This window comes from Chryseobacterium ginsengisoli, assembly GCF_039542325.1.
Classification (GTDB): Bacteria; Bacteroidota; Bacteroidia; order Flavobacteriales; family Weeksellaceae; genus Chryseobacterium; species Chryseobacterium ginsengisoli.
The window spans coordinates 1-17,570 of the sequence record NZ_BAABHX010000016.1; the positions used below are offsets into that span (position 1 = coordinate 1).

13 protein-coding genes and 1 pseudogene are annotated in these 17,570 nt (G+C 33.1%); 5 read left to right on the forward strand and 9 right to left on the reverse strand.

Features of this window, described 5'->3' with window-relative positions:
* Positions 1-1,020 precede the first annotated feature (1,020 nt).
* A pseudogene (locus tag ABD940_RS22695) lies at positions 1,021-1,164 on the reverse strand (IS982 family transposase); the annotation flags it as partial.
* Positions 1,165-1,357: 193 nt separating this feature from the next.
* Between ABD940_RS22695 and ABD940_RS22700 the strand changes: the two are divergent.
* Positions 1,358-1,870 carry a YceI family protein gene (locus ABD940_RS22700; protein ID WP_345208839.1) on the forward strand — a complete coding sequence of 171 codons (513 nt, stop codon included), beginning with the start codon at positions 1,358-1,360 and terminating at the stop codon, positions 1,868-1,870.
* Between the two features lie 153 nt (positions 1,871-2,023).
* A complete protein-coding gene (gene ygiD, locus ABD940_RS22705; protein WP_345208841.1) occupies positions 2,024-2,851 on the forward strand; it encodes a 4,5-DOPA-extradiol-dioxygenase in 828 nt (275 codons plus the stop codon).
* An 81-nt stretch (positions 2,852-2,932) separates the two neighbouring features.
* On the opposite strand, the gene ABD940_RS22710 is transcribed toward ygiD, so the two are convergent.
* The 3 genes from ABD940_RS22710 to hutH form a co-directional block, all read right to left on the reverse strand.
* Entirely contained in the window at positions 2,933-4,429 is a 1,497-nt protein-coding gene (locus tag ABD940_RS22710) for a S8 family peptidase (protein ID WP_345208843.1), read from the reverse strand.
* 114 nt (positions 4,430-4,543) lie between these two features.
* Complete coding sequence (locus ABD940_RS22715) at positions 4,544-4,990, reverse strand: GNAT family N-acetyltransferase (RefSeq protein WP_345208845.1); 447 nt, start codon at positions 4,988-4,990, stop codon at positions 4,544-4,546.
* Between the two features lie 138 nt (positions 4,991-5,128).
* Positions 5,129-6,616: a histidine ammonia-lyase gene (gene hutH / locus ABD940_RS22720; RefSeq protein WP_345208847.1), complete on the reverse strand. Its 1,488-nt coding sequence runs from the start codon at positions 6,614-6,616 to the stop codon at positions 5,129-5,131.
* Positions 6,617-6,930: 314 nt separating this feature from the next.
* Here hutH and ABD940_RS22725 point away from each other — a divergent pair, with 314 nt between their 5' ends.
* Both ABD940_RS22725 and uvrC read left to right on the forward strand, forming a co-directional pair.
* Positions 6,931-7,689, forward strand: coding sequence for a hypothetical protein (locus ABD940_RS22725; protein WP_345208849.1), 759 nt, complete (start codon positions 6,931-6,933; stop codon positions 7,687-7,689).
* Between the two features lie 80 nt (positions 7,690-7,769).
* On the forward strand, positions 7,770-9,560 hold the full coding sequence (gene uvrC / locus ABD940_RS22730) for an excinuclease ABC subunit UvrC (RefSeq protein WP_345208850.1): 1,791 nt from the start codon (positions 7,770-7,772) through the stop codon (positions 9,558-9,560).
* A gap of 282 nt (positions 9,561-9,842) precedes the next feature.
* On the opposite strand, the gene ABD940_RS22735 is transcribed toward uvrC, so the two are convergent.
* Genes ABD940_RS22735 through ABD940_RS22745 form a run of 3 tightly spaced genes read right to left on the reverse strand, consistent with a single transcriptional unit; the run spans position 9,843 to position 12,606 of the window.
* Positions 9,843-10,616, reverse strand: a complete 774-nt coding sequence (locus ABD940_RS22735; RefSeq protein ID WP_345208852.1) for a hypothetical protein — start codon at positions 10,614-10,616, stop codon at positions 9,843-9,845.
* A gap of 13 nt (positions 10,617-10,629) precedes the next feature.
* Entirely contained in the window at positions 10,630-11,715 is a 1,086-nt protein-coding gene (locus ABD940_RS22740; protein WP_345208854.1) for a putative type IX sorting system protein PorV2, read from the reverse strand.
* Between the two features lie 12 nt (positions 11,716-11,727).
* Positions 11,728-12,606 (reverse strand): DMT family transporter, encoded by an 879-nt coding sequence (locus ABD940_RS22745; protein ID WP_345208856.1) that lies wholly within the window; start codon positions 12,604-12,606, stop codon positions 11,728-11,730.
* Between the two features lie 414 nt (positions 12,607-13,020).
* On the opposite strand from ABD940_RS22745, the gene ABD940_RS22750 reads away from it, so the two are divergent.
* A complete protein-coding gene (locus tag ABD940_RS22750) occupies positions 13,021-14,649 on the forward strand; it encodes an acyl-CoA carboxylase subunit beta (protein ID WP_345208858.1) in 1,629 nt (542 codons plus the stop codon).
* Between the two features lie 89 nt (positions 14,650-14,738).
* On the opposite strand, the gene ABD940_RS22755 is transcribed toward ABD940_RS22750, so the two are convergent.
* Positions 14,739-16,178, reverse strand: coding sequence for an AAA family ATPase (locus tag ABD940_RS22755; protein ID WP_345208860.1), 1,440 nt, complete (start codon positions 16,176-16,178; stop codon positions 14,739-14,741).
* Positions 16,179-16,258: 80 nt separating this feature from the next.
* Positions 16,259-17,380 (reverse strand): vWA domain-containing protein, encoded by a 1,122-nt coding sequence (locus tag ABD940_RS22760; protein WP_345208862.1) that lies wholly within the window; start codon positions 17,378-17,380, stop codon positions 16,259-16,261.
* Between the last annotated feature and the right edge of the window lie 190 nt (positions 17,381-17,570).

Below are 17,570 nucleotides of genomic sequence, written 5' to 3' on the forward strand. Positions count from 1 at the left end.
CCAAACTCACAACTTTTTATCCAATTTAATTTTACAATTATTTTAAATAAAAAATACTTTGTTTTAATTTGCTTCTTTTTAAAGTGATCCTTAAATCATGCCTGTCTAAAGGCTCTTCTGCGCTACCAAATACTCTCGTTTTCAGTGGGGCAAAAGTACACCATCTTTACCTACTCTTCCAAATTTTATTAACATAATGTTTACATTGAAAGTATATTGTGGGAAACTTATACACTTAACATATTGGTTTATTTAAAGTTAAAATATTATCCATACTTATCCACAATAACCGATGATCTTCATGGATATCCTATGAATAGTTTTTAAAACTGTTTTTAGATCTTGATAAGATGGTGATTCTGTATCTTAAAAAAATTCGAATATGTTTTTACCACAGATGACACAAATTATTTTTGATAACGGAAAACGAAAATATCATTTAATTATCATTTGGAATACAATTGATTATTTGCTTAAAACAGCCTGTCAATAAAAACTTTTACCTCATGATTACCAAAGTGGCAATTGGTTTATTACCATTATTTAAAATGGAAAATTTGGAGATTTTCCATTTACTATTATCACAATTGAGAGAGAAAACATGAAAAAACAGAGATCACAAAGCCGAGGCAAGCTTGAGAAGCATATACACCAAAGTGTTCGTTGAGGAAATAACTGTTTACCCAATGGCTTTGGCGGGGATAAAAAACTAAAAAAGTTTGAGCGAATTCATAAACGATGGACTATTGAGCGTACTTTTTCTTGGTTTGATAATGATAGAAGATTATATACAAATTATGAAATCCTAATGGAATCATCTGAAAAATATGATCAAATTATTTGCTATAAAATTATTATTCAATAAATTTAAACAGTCCCTAAAACCAAGAGTATTATTGTAGCCTTATGATATCTAAAATTTTTTCACTTTTTGTTTCCCTGACTATAACTTTTCTTTCGTTCTTTATTTATGAAGAATTCTAGCAAAATTTTGAATAAATGATTTCCACTATCTATTTAAATATATCTAGCGGTTAAACTTAAACTGATTAATTCCTGATCACTTAATTTTGGAGTTCGACGTTGATACTCTAAAAGAGTATCATTTGATATTTTTTGTAAAACTTCCAAAATTCTTTCGTAATTTGTTCTGAAGTTGTTTATTGTAAATGTTTTGTGGTAAAAACAATTTACTGATTACCAATCAAATGAACAACTTTATTTTTTTTTATCATAATGCACAATGGGTATATATCAAAAAAACATCACAAAAATCATTTCTTATCCTACGTCAATGATTTGTACCTGTCACTTGATATAAATTTGCACTATAAATAACAAACAAAAATACAATACAATGGCTACAAAATGGAACCTAGATTTATCTCATAGCGAAATTACTTTCAAAGTAAAACACATGATGATTTCTAATATTAAAGGAAACTTCACAAACTTTACTGCAGAAATCGACGCTGATGACGATACTTTTGCTAATGCTAAAACAACTGCAACAATCCAGACAGATTCTATCTCTACTCACAACGCAGACAGGGATAATCATTTGAAATCTGCGGAATTCTTCAACGCTGAAGCAAACCCTACAATTTCTTTCGAATCTTCTGCATTGAATAACGAAGTTACAGGAAATCTTACCATCAACGGAATTACAAAACCTGTAACACTAGATGTTGATTTCAACGGAATTAATGTTGATCCATGGGGAAATACAAAAGCTGGTTTTTCTTTTGAAGGGAAAATTAACAGAAAAGACTTCGGATTAAACTGGAACGCAGCTCTTGAAGCAGGAGGTGTAATGGTAAGCGAAGAAGTAAAAATCGCTGGTGAATTACAGTTTGTAAAACAAGCATAATAAATTAAACGGATTTTTTAGGAGCCCTGAAAGGGCGACTTAAACCAGAATAGGATGAAATCCTATTTAATAAAAATCCACAAAATTTAACATAAAAAGGTTCAGGGATTTCTAAAAACCTTGAACCTTTTTTCTTTATTAATGATCAATATAATGAACCTCAACGATCTACAAAATATCAGTGACAATTTTAAAAGCACTCAGAGAATGCCCGTTCTTTTTCTTGGACATGGCTCTCCGATGAACGCTATTGAAGAAAATCAGTTTGTACAGGGTTTTAGAAAAGCTGCAACCGAAATTCCGAAACCGAATGCCATTTTGTGTATTTCCGCACACTGGTTTACGAATGGAACGAAGGTAACTGCGATGGATATGCCGAGAACAATTCATGATTTTGGAGGTTTTCCGCAGGCTTTATTTGATGTTGAATATCCGGCTCCGGGAAATCCTGAACTGGCGAAAGAAACCGCAGAACTTTTGGCTCCTGTTTTAGTTGAAGAAGATCATAACTGGGGATTGGATCACGGAGCGTGGTCGGTCATCAAACATATGTATCCTGATGCAGATATTCCTGTAATTCAGATGAGTATTGATTATACAAAATCTCCGCAATATCATTTTGATTTAGCCAAAAGATTAAATAAACTTCGCGAAAAAGGAATTTTAATTATAGGAAGCGGAAATATTGTTCATAATTTAAGATTAATTGACTGGAAAAACGTTAATACCGTCGGAGCTGGCTGGGATTGGGCAGTTGAAGCCCGTGAAAAAACCAACAACTGGCTTTTAGACGGAAATTTTCAGAATATTATTGATTATCAAAAACAGGGAATTTCTCTACAATATGCAATTCCCACTCCTGATCATTATCTTCCGTTGATTTATAGTTTAGGTTTGAAAGACAAGTCTGAAAATCTGAATTTATTCAATGATGAATTGATTGGTGGATCTCTAAGCATGACAAGCGTAAGAATAGGATAAATTTAATCTTGTTAGTATAAACGAAAAAGTACTGTCGTCCGTGAACAACAGTACTTTTCTATTTTAAATTTAAACAAAATTTTATTGCACTGCCTGTAAAACATTAATATTTCCGTATCCGTAATCTGAATTCGGAGTTGGATAATAGGTTGAAGACTGTCTCATTTTATTTAAAACCTGATCTCTCGTCCATGATGGATTTTTAGCCCAGACTAAAGCTGCAATTCCCGCTGTAGAAGCTGTTGCCACAGAAGAGCCACCGACATAATCTGTTTGTGCATTATAATAACTCAACACTGGAATATTATTTCCTGAAGCTCTTTCCATTTGATACGTAAAATCAATTTCAGATCCGGAGTGGCAAACGTCGCATTTTTGGTTCGAGGTATTTTCTTTTACTCCTGTGATCGCTTGTATTTCAGGCATCCAAGCCGGGAAAATCACTCCTACGAAATTCGTAAAGCTTGTAGAAGTTCCTCCAGCGCAGAAAATTAATTTTCCTTTTGAATAGGCATATTTTACACCATCTTCAATTTTTCCTACAGAGAAAATATGTCCCATCGACATGGAGATTATTTTAACATTATTGTTATTTCCCAATTCTGTAAAGGCGATTTTCACACCGTTTTGTTCATGATAACCATCTAAAACTACGTTTGAAGCCGCTCTGTAAGTCACCAAATTTGCATTATAAGCCACACCAACAGGTTGCCCCTGATTATTTCTCGGAGCTGCCATTGCAGAAGCCATGCTTGTTCCATGACCACATTTATCGGCAGAACCGTCGTAACCTGTACTCCACGGCCAGATTGAATCTACATATACTCCATTTTTACTGATTGTTCTTCCGGAAGAAAGTCCGTTATTGAAGCTGCTTCCCAATAAACTTTGCTCAGGAGAAACACCGCTATCAATGACTCCGATTGTAATTCCTGCTCCTGTACTGTAACTCCAGGCGTTGATGATATTATGTTTTGTGAAAGACCAAGGTGCTTTTGCATTTGGTGTTACCGTTGTATAATCTGCAGCACTTAAAGCTGTTGATTCAAAACCGCAACCTGATGAACTTCCGCTGGATTTTGCAGTTGTTCCAAATTTTTGCTCATTTTCAAAATAATGGTAATCTGCAGGTTCCAGATAACGGATATTTTTCATTTTTCTAAGAGCAATAACCGTTTCCTGTTTTTCGATCGCAACATCAATCTGATTTAAATATTGATCCGAAGACAACAAAATTCGGTCTGTTTTTCCTTCGTATTTTTTAATCAAATCTAAAATTTCGTTTTCAATTGCTTTATTGTTAGAATCTAAATTTCTGTCGAATGAAGATCCGAATCCGATAGAAGCAATTTTATTTCCCTGAAAAATCGCACTCCAGACAAAATGATCAGAAGATTCGTTCCAGGAAAACCGTCCTTTAGTTTTAATCGTTTCGTTAATTTTTTCATTGATCTGTTTTGCCGTCAAAGGATCTTTTTGAGCAACTTCGATGTTCGAAGGATTGTTTTGAAGGTCTTCCCTATTACACGCTGTAAAAACGAAAAACGCTAATAAAAGATAAAAAACATTTCTTTTCATATAAAATAATATTTGATTGGTAAAACCAAGATATTAATTTACAATGAATTACAAAGAGATAAAATTCAATTTATCTTTAATTTTATTATGCAAAAAATAATATTAATTTAAAAATTACAATATTTTTTCGTAGCAAACACTTTTATCAATCCCAATATATTGACCGTAATTTGGAATTCTTTTATAACCACTTTTTTCATAAACCGAAAGCGCTTCATTTTGTTCTAATGAATTTTCCAAAACAGCTTTTTTATAGTTTAATTCTTTTGCCCAGGTTTCCAATTCTGTTACAATAGTTGTTGCTAAACCTCTTTTCCTGAAATTTGGATTTGTATACATTCTTTTGATTTCAACGGTATTATCTTCAAATTTTTTGAATGCTCCACAAGCTGCAGGAGTTTCATCAATATAAATAACAATGCAGTTTTTAATCATATCAATTTTATTGAATTGATCATAAAAAGCATGATCATCGCCATTCCGAATTGCCAAGTCTGCGTCTAAAAGTTTTACTAAATTTTGAAAGTCTTTGTTCGAAGAATCTGTTCTTTTAATTGTCATCTTTCGTTTTCTTTTTCAAAATTAATAATTTTTATTTCTGTTGATTTTATTTCCTTTAATTAAAAAATAGAAATCTGTGGGAGAAAAACTAAAAAAGACTTCCATTTCTGGAAGTCTTCATATTATTTAAGTAAAAAATTAATTAACTACAAACTTTCTTTCATTAATCAATTCAGCAATTGCCAACATATCTTTGCCAATCAATCGGTCTTCTTCCAATTTTGCTACTTTCGATCTAAGGATTGTATAATTTTCTTCAATAATTTTTGAACACTTTGCAGGTCTTCTGAATTCTAAACCTTGCGCTGCAAACATTAATTCAACTGATAAAATATTCACCAGATTTCCAAGAACCTGATTGAATTTTCTACCCGAAATACTTCCCATCGAAACGTGATCTTCCTGTCCTAAACTCGTCGGAATTGAGTCTGCCGAAGCCGGAAAACACAATGTTTTATTTTCCGTTACCAACGCTGCAGAAGTATATTGAGGAATCATAAATCCTGAATTTAAACCTGAGCTTTCCGTTAATAATCTTGGTAAACCGTATTTTCCTTCCAATAGTAAATAACTTCTTCTATCTGAAATATTTCCTAATTCAGCCGCAGCCAAAGTTGCATAATCCAAAGGTAAAGCCATCAATTGTCCGTGGAAATTTCCTCCCGAAATAGATTCTTCTGCACTTAATACGATCGGATTATCTGTTACGGAATTTAATTCTGTTTCAGCCATCATTTTTAGATGTTCAAAAGCATTTCGACTCGCTCCGTGAACCTGCGGAACACACCTCATAGAATATGGATCCTGAACTCTGTCGCAGTATTCGTGAGCTTTCATATTTTCAGAACCTTTTAAGAATTTCAGCATTCTTGCAGCCACTTTTTTGCTTCCTTCAAATGGTCTTATATCGTGAAGTTCTTTTTTGAAAGGACTTTCAGAGCCTCTATATGCTTCAAGACTCATTGCAGCCGTCATATCCGCCAAATCCAACAAGTATTCGAATTTTTCCAGACCTTTGATAGCATGGGAAAGGATAAACTGAGTTCCATTAATCAAACCTAATCCTTCTTTTGGACCTAAAACCAATGGTTCAAGATTGTTTTTTTCTAAAATTTCAGCTGTTTCAAAAATTTCATTTCCAACCCAAACCTGACCTAATCCTAAAAGCGGTAAAACCAAATGAGCCAAAGGTGCCAAATCTCCGGAAGCTCCAACAGAACCCTGTTCAGGAACTACAGGAATAATGTCTTTCTCCAACATTAAGATCAATCTCTCGATCACCTCCAAAGAAACTCCCGAAAATCCTTTCGACAACGCATGAACTTTAGCAATGATCATGATTTTCGAAAATTCTTTATCAATCGGCTTTCCTACTCCTACAGCGTGAGAAATAATTAAATTATATTGTAACTGTGCGGTTTCTTCTTCAGATATTTTCACATCACACAAAGGTCCGAAACCTGTATTGATTCCGTAAACCGTTCTGTCTGACTCAACAATTTCCTTTACGTTCTTTTGAGATTTTAAAATCTGCTCTTTTGCAGCTTTATTAAGTTTAGCTTTATTTGGAGTTTTACAGATCTCCAAAACATCATGGAAACTGAAAACATCTACACCGTATATCATTCTCTAAATTTTGTCTTAAAATTACACATTTAACAATAATTGCAAAAACTAAATTTTACAAGCCTATATTTTTCAAAAAAATAATTTTAATTAAGACTTATTTTACCGCAAAAAGATATAAAAGAAATGATTGGAAAAAGGGTTACAAAGCCTGACAAAATGTAAAATCTTTATTCTATAAATTGTTTTGTCTCCTTTTGGAAATCTTAAACATTATTAACATCTTTTGTATCTTTTGCGGTAATATGATTTATTTATAAAAGAAGCAATTTATTTCACTATTTTTACCGCCGAAATAAAAAATTAATACCCTTATGAAACTCAAAACTTTGTTGCTTGCATTGTTTCTTGTAAGCACAGCTTCTTTCGCACAGAAAGTAAAATATTCTAAAGAAGAAATCAAAAAGATGGAACAATACCTTTTCAATGAAGGTTTCAATACACCATCACCTAAGAAAACATCGACTGTTATTTTAAAAGACGGAACATCTGTAAAAGGTTTCTGTGGTAAAATCGATACTAAAAAAGGGCAGATCTTTGAAGTATCTATTAAAGACAGTGTTACAAAAAAACCTACTGTTTTGGTTGCAGATAACATTAGCGAAATGTATTTATTCCCAAATGAGGCTGAAAAATTCATGAAAGTTGCAAAATACATGGGCAACATCAGAAATTATCAGACAAAAAAACTTAAGAATACAACAACAAATGGTCGTATTCATTTTGTAAACCAAACAGTTTCCCTGAAAAACAAAAAAGACGATAAAGAATTCTTAATGCAGGTAATTAATCCTGAATTTGATGATATTATCTCCGTTTATCATGATCCTAGAGCTAAAGAAACGGCAGGATTTTCTGTAATGGGTTCTCCAAGTTTGGGGGGTGGCGTTATCAAATCTTATTATGTAAAAAAAGGTGATAAAGTAATGTGGCTTCACAAAGATGATTTTGAGGACAACTATGATTTTCTTTTCGGAGACAACGCAGAATTCATGAAAAAATATCCTAAAAACTCTGTAGAATGGGATTATTTCAGCTTTTTGGTTTATCAGTATACTGAAATGGCTGGATAAAATTTAATTTTAACATACATTATAAAGCTGTGGAATTTCTACGGCTTTTTTTGTGACTTTAAATTCCGTAATTTTGTTATATGAATCCTTCTTTAGAATTACAACTCAAAACTTTACCTTCCGAACCCGGTGTTTATCGTTATTATGATAAAAATGAACATTTATTATATGTGGGAAAAGCAAAGAATCTAAAGAAAAGAGTTCTTTCTTATTTCAATAAAAATCTTCCTGGATACCGAACAAGAATTATGGTCGGAAAGATCCAAAGACTGGAAACCACCATTGTAAACAGCGAATATGACGCACTTTTATTAGAAAATAATCTGATAAAGGAACATCAGCCGTTTTACAATGTCATGCTGAAAGATGACAAGACTTATCCTTGGATTTGTATTAAAAATGAAGATTTTCCGAGAATTTTTCTGACAAGAACTAAAATTAAAGACGGTTCGGAATATTACGGACCTTATGCGAAAGTACGTCCTGCAAAGATTTTACTGGATACGATTAAACATATTTATAAATTAAGAACCTGTAATTTAAATTTAGCTCCGAATAAAATCGATGACGGAAAATATAAAGTCTGCTTAGAATATCATATTAAAAACTGTGAAGGACCTTGTGAAGGTTTGGAAAGCAAGGAGGATTATGATGAAAAAATAGACGCTATTCGCGGAATTATTAAAGGAGATTTCCGAAAGGCGAAGGAATATCTGGTGAATCAGATGATGAAATATGCGGAAAATTTAAAGTTTGAACAGGCGCAATTCATCAAAGAAAGATTGGATGCTCTTGAAGATTATCAGGCTAAAAATACGGTTGTAAATCCAAGTATTGATGATGTAGACGTATTTGGAATGACAAGTGATGAAACTGCCGCTTATGTAAATTTCTTTAAAATAAGAAACGGAAATATTATCCAAAGTTTCACCACGGAAATTAAGAAAATCCTTGAAGAAAGTGATGAAGATATTTTGGAAGAAGCTTTAATTGAAATCCGACAAAAATTTGATTCCAATTCAAAAGAAGTGCTTTTACCTTTCCATTTATCCGTTGAAATTCCGAATGTGAAGCTGATCGTTCCAAAAGTTGGCGATAAAAAACGTATTGTTGAACTTTCGGAGAAAAATGCAAAGGAATATCGTTTGGAAAAATTAAAACAGGTTCAGATCATTGATCCGGAAAGACATTCCAACAGAATTATGGCTGAAATGCAAAAGCTTTTGAGAATGCCTGTAGAACCGCGACATATCGAAGGTTTTGACAACTCAAATATTCAGGGAACCAATCCTGTTTCTGCGTGTGTTGTTTTTAAAGACGGAAAGCCAAGCAAAGCCGATTATAGAATTTTCCATCCAAAAACAGTGGTTGGTCCTGATGATTTTAAAACTATGGAAGAAGTGATTTTCCGTCGTTATAAAAGAATGCTGGATGAAGGAGAAGCTTTGCCTCAATTAATCTTGATTGATGGTGGAAAAGGTCAGTTATCTTCTGCGGTGAAAAGTTTAAAATTATTAGGATTATACGGAAAAATTACTATTGTCGGAATCGCAAAACGTTTAGAAGAAATTTTCTTTCCTGAAGATTCTATTCCGCTATATCTTGATAAAAAATCTGAAACACTGAAAATCTTGCAAAGAGTGAGAGATGAAGCGCACCGTTTCGGAGTGAAGCATCACAGAACGAGAAGAAAAAATTCTACCATAAAATCCGAGCTGGAAGAAATTCCGGGAGTAGGAGAAAAGACGATCGAATTACTTTTATCAAAATTAAAATCTGTCAAAAGAATAAAAGAATCAAGCCTGGAAACTCTGGAGGAGATTTTAGGGAAAACTAAAGCAAAAGTTATACACGATTTTTTCAATCATTAATTTTATCTTAAAAAAACAAAATACTTAAACAAAATTTCAAATCAATCGATTAAATTTTAATTATTTTTTATTAAAATTTGCTTATTTGTATTTTTTTCGTAAATTAGATTCAAGAAAACAATAAAAACTTACTCTATTTCAGTTTCTAACGTAATAGATGAGAAGGTAAACACACAATCGAAATTAAAAGAAATTATAAACTTCAACCACTTCATATTTAAATTTACAAAAAGTCCTCAATCAAATTGAGGACTTTTATTATATTTTTAAAACCAATAAGATCTATTTTTTAGAAAATACCTCTTTAATATATTCTCCATTAGATTGAGGAATTTCAATCACTATATTTCCGTTTTCATAATACCCCAAAGTTGATTCTCCGTTTTGTAATTTTACTCTGAAAACATCATCTTTTGTTGTAGTTTTAAAAGTCGCAAAAGGTGAAGAACTATTTTGACTTACCAAAATAAACTGGTGATTATCAACCTGAATTCTAATTAACTCAACTTTACCATTACTGAATTTAACAGCATTATTATCCGCAGGACTTCTATTTGTAATATCTATTTCTTTCACAGCAGAAGTAGAAGCTGTATTAGTTGTAATAGAAGTATTGTTTACATTATTTACCGGACTTGCCTGATTGATAGGATTTGCAGGAGAAATTGATGCATATGTTTGTTTTAAAGCATCCTGAAACCCTTCTTTAAAATCTTTAATGCTTGAAGCTCCCTTAACTGATGATACAACTTTATTATTACAGTCTTTAAATTGTACCAATACTTTATTTCTCAGAAATCCGCTGTCATTAAGAATATCCGCCATTAGAACATTACAAGGATTATTTTGTGCTTCAGCCGGCCATTGAAATTTATCTGATGAAATCACAGTATAATTTTTACTTCTCAATGTCTTTGTTAATAATTCCCCCAACTGAAAATCTTCTTTGAATGTTTCAAATTTAACAGGTAGTGAAATATATTTATAATCCGAAACTTTTTGTCCAAAGACAAGCATCGAACAAGCCGTTAATATAATTAATGATAATTTTTTCATTTTAATTTAAATTTTAATCATTTCTAAACTGCCCCATATCCAATTTCAGAGAGAAGAAATTAGAGTAGAAATTCGATCCTCCGATTCCTGAATTTGTAATTGCATAATCTAATGTAAGACCTCTATATCGGATCCCGATACCCGCGCTTGGCTGAAAAGAAACCTTTGTTCTGCTAACATCTTCAATATCTGTAATCGACTGAAATCTATTTACCCCCAATCTTACAAAAATCATTTTCTGATAACCTAATTCAGCTCCTGCATAAGGTGTAATACTTGCAAAATCAGTTGAAAGAAGTGCTGCTGTTTTAGCAAAATCTACATTAATTCCCGCTTCCGGTAAAACATAAACACTACTATTGATATTGAATGTTTTACTTACTCCGGCATTTAATTTCGGCATCGTTAATTCCATCTTATCTTTCGGCGCAGGGTTGAATTCTTCCCCGTTTACAACTGTCGAAAGTTCTTTTTGATTTACGCTCCAAAAGTTCACTGTAGTTGTTGCATCTCTCAACATTCCTCCGATTTTCCAACCGTTATCCATTTTGTAGATGGCACCAATATCAAAACCGAAACCGTATCCATTAGCAAATTTCCCAACGTTTCTGTAAACAATTTTAGCATTGATACCGACATCTAATTTTGTATTTCCTGCAGGATTGAAAGCATAAGATAAAATTGCAGCATAATCCGACTGAGAGAATTTTGTGATTTTATCATAATCAATATTTCCTTCAGTATCTATTAATTGGGTTGTATTCAAAATATTATCGACACCTAATCTTACCACAGAAACTCCAAAAACTCCTGTTTCTAGAACTTTTGCATAAGCCAGATAATCATATTTTGCAATAGATTCGAAGTATTCTGCGTGCATTGCAGCTCCTTGCCAATCTTTTTCGATCGCCATCAAACCAGCTGGGTTCCACATTGGAGAATAAACGTCGTCCTGATTGGTAACAACAGCTCCTCCCATTGCCAAACCTCTCGCTCCGGCTCCGATATTCAAAAATTCGTTGGAATATTTCCTGATGATCTGAGATTGTGAAATCCCAAAAACCAAAGAGAATGCAAGTAAAAAATATTTTTTCATCATATAAATTGATGCTTAATTTAACGTTTTTTGTTTCTTAGCTTTTATTAATCCGTTGGCAATGATTGCCAGTATCATAACTCCTGAAGCGATATAAAAAATCGGACTCATATGTTCTGATTCCCCAAAGATAAAAAAAGCTAGTATAATTCCGTAAACTGGTTCTAAATTAACTGTTAAAATTAATGTAAAAGGCGAAATATATTTCATCAGATTTACCGATTCCAACATGGGGAAAGCTGTGAAAACACTTGCCAACAAGCATATTAACGCAATATCGCGGTAACTTATTTCATTCATCTGAAAAATTTGTCCCGTAAACAAATAAATTACCATTAAAATGAACCATCCTGAGAAAATTTCGTAAAAAATAATATTTCCTGAGCTAGTCTTTCCAAACATCTTTCCATTAAAGACAGAAAATATAGTCCCGAAAATAGCACAAAATACTCCATAAATAATTCCTTCCTTGTACTGAAACTCTGTTTTAAATATCAATAAAATACAAGCGACAATTACAACTCCCATCAGAACTTCAGAAATATCGATTTTTCTTTTAAAAATTAAAGGTTCTAAGATCGAAGCAAATAAAGTTGATAAAGAAAGACAACTTAAAGCAATCGAAACATTCGAAATTTTAATAGAATGAAAGAAACAATACCAATGAAGCGCCATCGAAAAACCAATCGCAGCAAGCTGGAAAAATACTTTTTTCGAAACCTTAATACTGTCTTTTTTAAAAACTCTGATATATACAAAAAGACAGATCGCTGCAAACAACATTCTGTAAAAAACAAGAATTTCTGCATTAGCATGAATCAGTTTTCCCAAAATTGCCGTAAATCCCCATAAAAACACAATCAAATGCAACCTGAAAAGAGCCAATTTATGCATAACCTACCTTCTTATAATATTTTTGCAAATTTACAAATAGGTTTTACAAATCGTATAATAATTTAATATTAAAACTATTGATTTTTTGAGAAAGTTTAATATTTAAAATTCTTTTTTCAGAAAAGTGGAGATTAGCGATTTAACATAAAATAAAAAAACCCTGAAAATTTGTTCAACTTTCAGGGCCTTCAAATAATAAACTATTAAAAAAATAAACTAGGAACTTAGAGTAAAGTGTAAGATTTCACTCTCACTTACTCTATTGTAAAGTTAGCAAAATACGCACCATAAAAAATACATTTTTTGTTAAATATTTCATAAATTTCTGAAAACCAATTTATTAAACAATTGTTTATATCAATTTTCATTCCATACAAAAAATAGTATCTTTAAGCGGAAAAAATTGAAATTTTTATGGACATTGAATTCAACAAACGAGAAGATCAGAACAGATTAAAATTATCCGAAATAAATCGATTACTCGCCGATATCAAAAAAGGTGGTGGAGAAAAGAGGCTTCAGAAGCTTCGTGACGAAGGAAAAATGACGGCAAGAGAAAGAGTAGACTATCTTCTTGACAAAGATTCAGATTCCATAGAAATTGGTGCTTTCGCGGGTTACGAAATGTATGAGGAACACGGCGGCTGTCCAAGTGGCGGAGTTGTCGTGGTAATGGGCTATGTTTCTGGAAGACAATGCTTAATTGTTGCGAATGACGCATCTGTAAAAGCCGGTGCATGGTTTCCGATTACAGGAAAGAAAAACTTGAGAGCACAGGAAATCGCGATGGAAAACAGACTTCCAATTATTTATCTGGTAGATTCTGCAGGAGTTTATTTACCAATGCAGGACGAAATTTTCCCTGACAAAGAAATGTTCGGAAGAATTTTCAGAAATAATGCTAAAATGAGCGCTGCAGGAATCATCCAGATTTCAGCCGTAATGGGCAGTTGTGTTGCGGGTGGAGCTTATCTGCCAATCATGAGCGATGAAGCAATGATCGTGGAAGGAACAGGCTCTATTTTCCTTGCAGGAAGCTATTTGGTGAAAGCTGCCATTGGAGAAACTATTGATAACGAAACTTTAGGAGGAGCGACAACACATTGCTCAATTTCCGGAGTTACCGATTATAAGGCTAAAGATGATAAAGATGCTTTAAACAGAATCAAAAACATCATGAAATCTCTCGGATCCACTGATAAAGCTGGCTTCGACAGAATTGAAAGTGCTCAGCCAAAAGAAAAACCTGAAAATATTTTCGGAATTATGCCAGCTTCGAGAGCTGAACAATATGATACTCTTGACATCTTAAAATGTCTAGTTGATAATTCTGAATACGAAGAATATAAACCTGATTACGGGAAAAGTATTATCTGTGCAACGGCAAGAATTGACGGTTGGTCTGTCGGAATTGTTGCTAACCAAAGAAAATTAGTAAAAAGCGGAAAAGGTGAAATGCAGTTTGGTGGAGTAATTTATTCTGATTCTGCAGATAAGGCAACAAGATTTATTGCGAACTGTAATCAGAGAAAAATTCCTTTAGTTTTCTTACAAGATGTTACCGGTTTTATGGTGGGCTCAAAATCTGAGCATGGAGGAATCATTAAAGACGGAGCAAAAATGGTAAATGCTGTTTCCAATTCTGTGGTTCCAAAATTCACGATCATTACAGGAAATTCTTACGGAGCAGGAAATTATGCGATGTGCGGAAAAGCTTATGATCCAAGATTAATCGTAGCTTGGCCTTGGGCAGATCTTGCGGTAATGGGAGGAGCACAAGCAGCAAAAGTTTTGGCACAAATCCAGGAATCTACGTTAAAGAAACAAGGGAAAACAATTACTGAAGAAGAGCACAAAGAAATTTTAGATTCAATTTCAGAAAAATATAAAAAACAGACAGAAGCAACTTACGCTGCGGCAAGATTGTGGACGGATGCAATCATTAATCCTGTAGATACCAGAAAATGGATTTCTATGGGTATTGAAGCAGCAAATCATTCTCCGATTACTGAGAAATTTAATTTGGGCGTTATTCAGGTTTGATAATTTTATTCAAAAAATTTAGATATAAAAAAAGATGTGGAAAAGTAATTCCACATCTTTTTATTTATACTGTTTTAAAGTTTCATTCATTAAGAAAAGAAAACTCCAGTTTTGAAACGTTCTTTATTCAATTTTTTATTAACAGCCAATCCCCAAAGGATAAATTCTTTTAAAAATAAAATATCTTCCGGTTTAGTATCAGGTTGATATTTTTCAATAATTTCATCAAGTGGATTGATACGATTTAGATTTTTAGCATAATTCTCATCCGAAGATTCGTCTGTAATTTCTAAAAAGCCATCATCTTCCAGAAACCAATCAGTAATCTGACTAAATGGACCTTCAACAGTCTTTTTTTCCAGCTTTTCAACTTTCGGGAAGTAAGAGGTGAATAAAGTTCTTATAGCATTATCAATCAACATTTGAGCAACTGCTTCTGCTCCTTCCTGCTCACCTTCATAGACCAACTCTACTTTACCCGTGATTGCCGGAATCACTCCAACAAAATCACTCAATCTTACGGAAGTTTTTTCTTCACCTGTTAATAAAGATCTACGTTCCGCGGTACTTAATAAATTTTCAAAAGCGGTGATGCTCATACGTGCACTCACTCCACTTTTTGAATCTACATATTCACTTTCACGAGCCTCAAAGCCAATTTGTTCTAAAAGATCTTTAGCCAAAGATGGAACATAAACTCCGTTTGTTTGACGGCTGTCTAAACTGGATTCATATTTCGTAATTTCTTTTGCAATATGAATATTTTCAGGATAATGGGTCAAAATCTGTGATCCGATACGGTCTTTCAGCGGAGTAACAATGCTTCCTCTATTGGTATAATCTTCCGGATTAGCAGTAAACACAAATTGAATATCTAAAGGCATTCTCACCTTAAAACCACGAATCTGAACATCACCTTCCTGTAAAATATTGAACAAAGAAACCTGAATTCTCGCCTGAAGATCCGGCAATTCATTAATAACGAAAATACAACGGTTCGCACGGGGAATCATTCCAAAATGAATCACTCGATCGTCTGCATAAGAAAGCTTAAGATTGGCAGCTTTAATAGGATCGACATCACCAATAAGATCGGCAACCGTTACATCCGGAGTCGCCAATTTTTCGAAAAATCTTTCATCTCTATGCAACCATTCTATTGGCGTATTGTCTTCTTCTTCTTTGATAAGTTCTTTGGCAAAACGTGAGATAGGATTGAAAGGATCATCATTAATTTCACTTCCTCCGATAAAAGGAATCCATTCATCAAGTAAAGAAGTCATCATTCTTGCCAATCGGGTTTTTGCCTGACCTCGCAATCCTAATAGATTAATATTATGACGGCTGAGAATTGCATGCTCCAATTGAGGAATAACTGTGTTTTCATATCCGAAAATCCCTTCAAAAACAGACTCTCTGTTAAGAATTTTACTTCTTAAGTTATCTCTTAACTCGTCTTTGATACTTTTTACTTTATATTTTGATGCTTTTAATGAACCTAATGTTTTTATATCTGGCTTTGCAGTCATTGTATTTAAAATCTGATTAATTATTTTTTTGAAAATAGTTTAATGTTAATCATTATAATTAAACATTAATATTTAAATTTTTAACGTATTCTTTTCTTGCGATTGGCTTCATAATCTTCAAAAATCATTTGACCTAATCCGTTAAGACCTGTATAAAAAGCTTTCCCTTGATTTGCTTCAGTAAATTCATTGACAAAATGTTGAAGATAAGGATCCTGAGCAATCATAAAAGTGGTAATCGGAATATGTAATCTCCGAGCTTGTGTAGCCATATTATAACATTTTTGAACTACATATTCATCCAATCCATAAGAATTCATGTAATATGTACCATCAGTTTGCCGTACACAACTTGGCTTCCCATCAGTGATCATAAAAATCTGTTTATTGGTATTCCGTTTTCTCCGTAAAATATCCATAGCCAATTGAAGTCCGGCAACCGTATTCGTATGATAAGGACCCACCTGCAAATAAGGCAATTCCTGAATTTTCACAGGCCATGCATCATCTCCGAAAACAATAATATCTAAAGTATCTTTCGGATAACGAGTCGTGATAAGCTCAGCCAATGCCATTGCCACTTTTTTGGCTGGAGTGATACGATCCTCACCATACAAAATCATACTATGACTGATGTCGATCATCAAAACCGTGCTCATTTGGGATTGATGAATACTATCTTCTACAACCAGATCATCCTCAGTAAGATGAAAATCTCCTATTCCATTATTAATTTGGGCATTTTTAAGACTTTCTGTAATAGAAATTTTTTCAACAGGATCTCCAAAATAATAATTACGGAATTCTCCTGTTGTATCTTCACCTGTTCCGCTTTTATTGGTTTTATGATTCCCATTTCCGCTTTTCTCCAAATTTCCAAAGATTTGTTTAAGAGCTTGTTTACGGATATTCTGTTCCATTTTTGAGCTTAAGCTCATTCCACTTCCATTTCCTGTGGGATCTAGTTCCTCTCGGATATAACCTTTCTTTTTAAGGTCTTCAATAAAATCTTCTATAGTATAATCCGGTGTCGTAAGTTTGTATTCATCATCTAACATTCGAAGCCAATCAATTGCTTCATCAAAATCTCCTGAAGTATGAGTCAACAAGTCGGTAAAAATTTCGAATAACCGGTCAAACACAGACAATTCCGGTGCTTTGTAAGTTTCAAATCTGAACCCTCGCATAATATGCTCTTTCATAAGATAAAGTTACAATTTAAATTGAGAGATTTTTAAGAGATTTAATCTATTTTAATATTTATCAATTAAAATAACCGTTAGAATTGCTGACGAATTTAATTTGAGGAACAGCTTTGAATTTGTTGTCCGTCAGATTTTTATTCAACTGTGTTAAAGATACCAACGTATCCTGTTTATTAGTCTTTAAATC

Coding starts and splice junctions, on each gene's coding strand:
- ABD940_RS22735 (WP_345208852.1), bottom strand. CDS start 10,616: ATGAAAAAATTATCATTAATTATATTAACGGCTTGTTCGATGCTTGTC.
- ABD940_RS22740 (WP_345208854.1), bottom strand. CDS start 11,715: ATGATGAAAAAATATTTTTTACTTGCATTCTCTTTGGTTTTTGGGATT.
- ABD940_RS22750 (WP_345208858.1), top strand. CDS start 13,021: ATGGACATTGAATTCAACAAACGAGAAGATCAGAACAGATTAAAATTA.
- ABD940_RS22755 (WP_345208860.1), bottom strand. CDS start 16,178: ATGACTGCAAAGCCAGATATAAAAACATTAGGTTCATTAAAAGCATCA.
- ABD940_RS22710 (WP_345208843.1), bottom strand. CDS start 4,429: ATGAAAAGAAATGTTTTTTATCTTTTATTAGCGTTTTTCGTTTTTACA.
- uvrC (WP_345208850.1), top strand. CDS start 7,770: ATGAATCCTTCTTTAGAATTACAACTCAAAACTTTACCTTCCGAACCC.
- ABD940_RS22715 (WP_345208845.1), bottom strand. CDS start 4,990: ATGACAATTAAAAGAACAGATTCTTCGAACAAAGACTTTCAAAATTTA.
- ABD940_RS22745 (WP_345208856.1), bottom strand. CDS start 12,606: ATGCATAAATTGGCTCTTTTCAGGTTGCATTTGATTGTGTTTTTATGG.
- ABD940_RS22700 (WP_345208839.1), top strand. CDS start 1,358: ATGGCTACAAAATGGAACCTAGATTTATCTCATAGCGAAATTACTTTC.
- ABD940_RS22760 (WP_345208862.1), bottom strand. CDS start 17,380: ATGAAAGAGCATATTATGCGAGGGTTCAGATTTGAAACTTACAAAGCA.
- ABD940_RS22725 (WP_345208849.1), top strand. CDS start 6,931: ATGAAACTCAAAACTTTGTTGCTTGCATTGTTTCTTGTAAGCACAGCT.
- ygiD (WP_345208841.1), top strand. CDS start 2,024: ATGAACCTCAACGATCTACAAAATATCAGTGACAATTTTAAAAGCACT.
- hutH (WP_345208847.1), bottom strand. CDS start 6,616: ATGATATACGGTGTAGATGTTTTCAGTTTCCATGATGTTTTGGAGATC.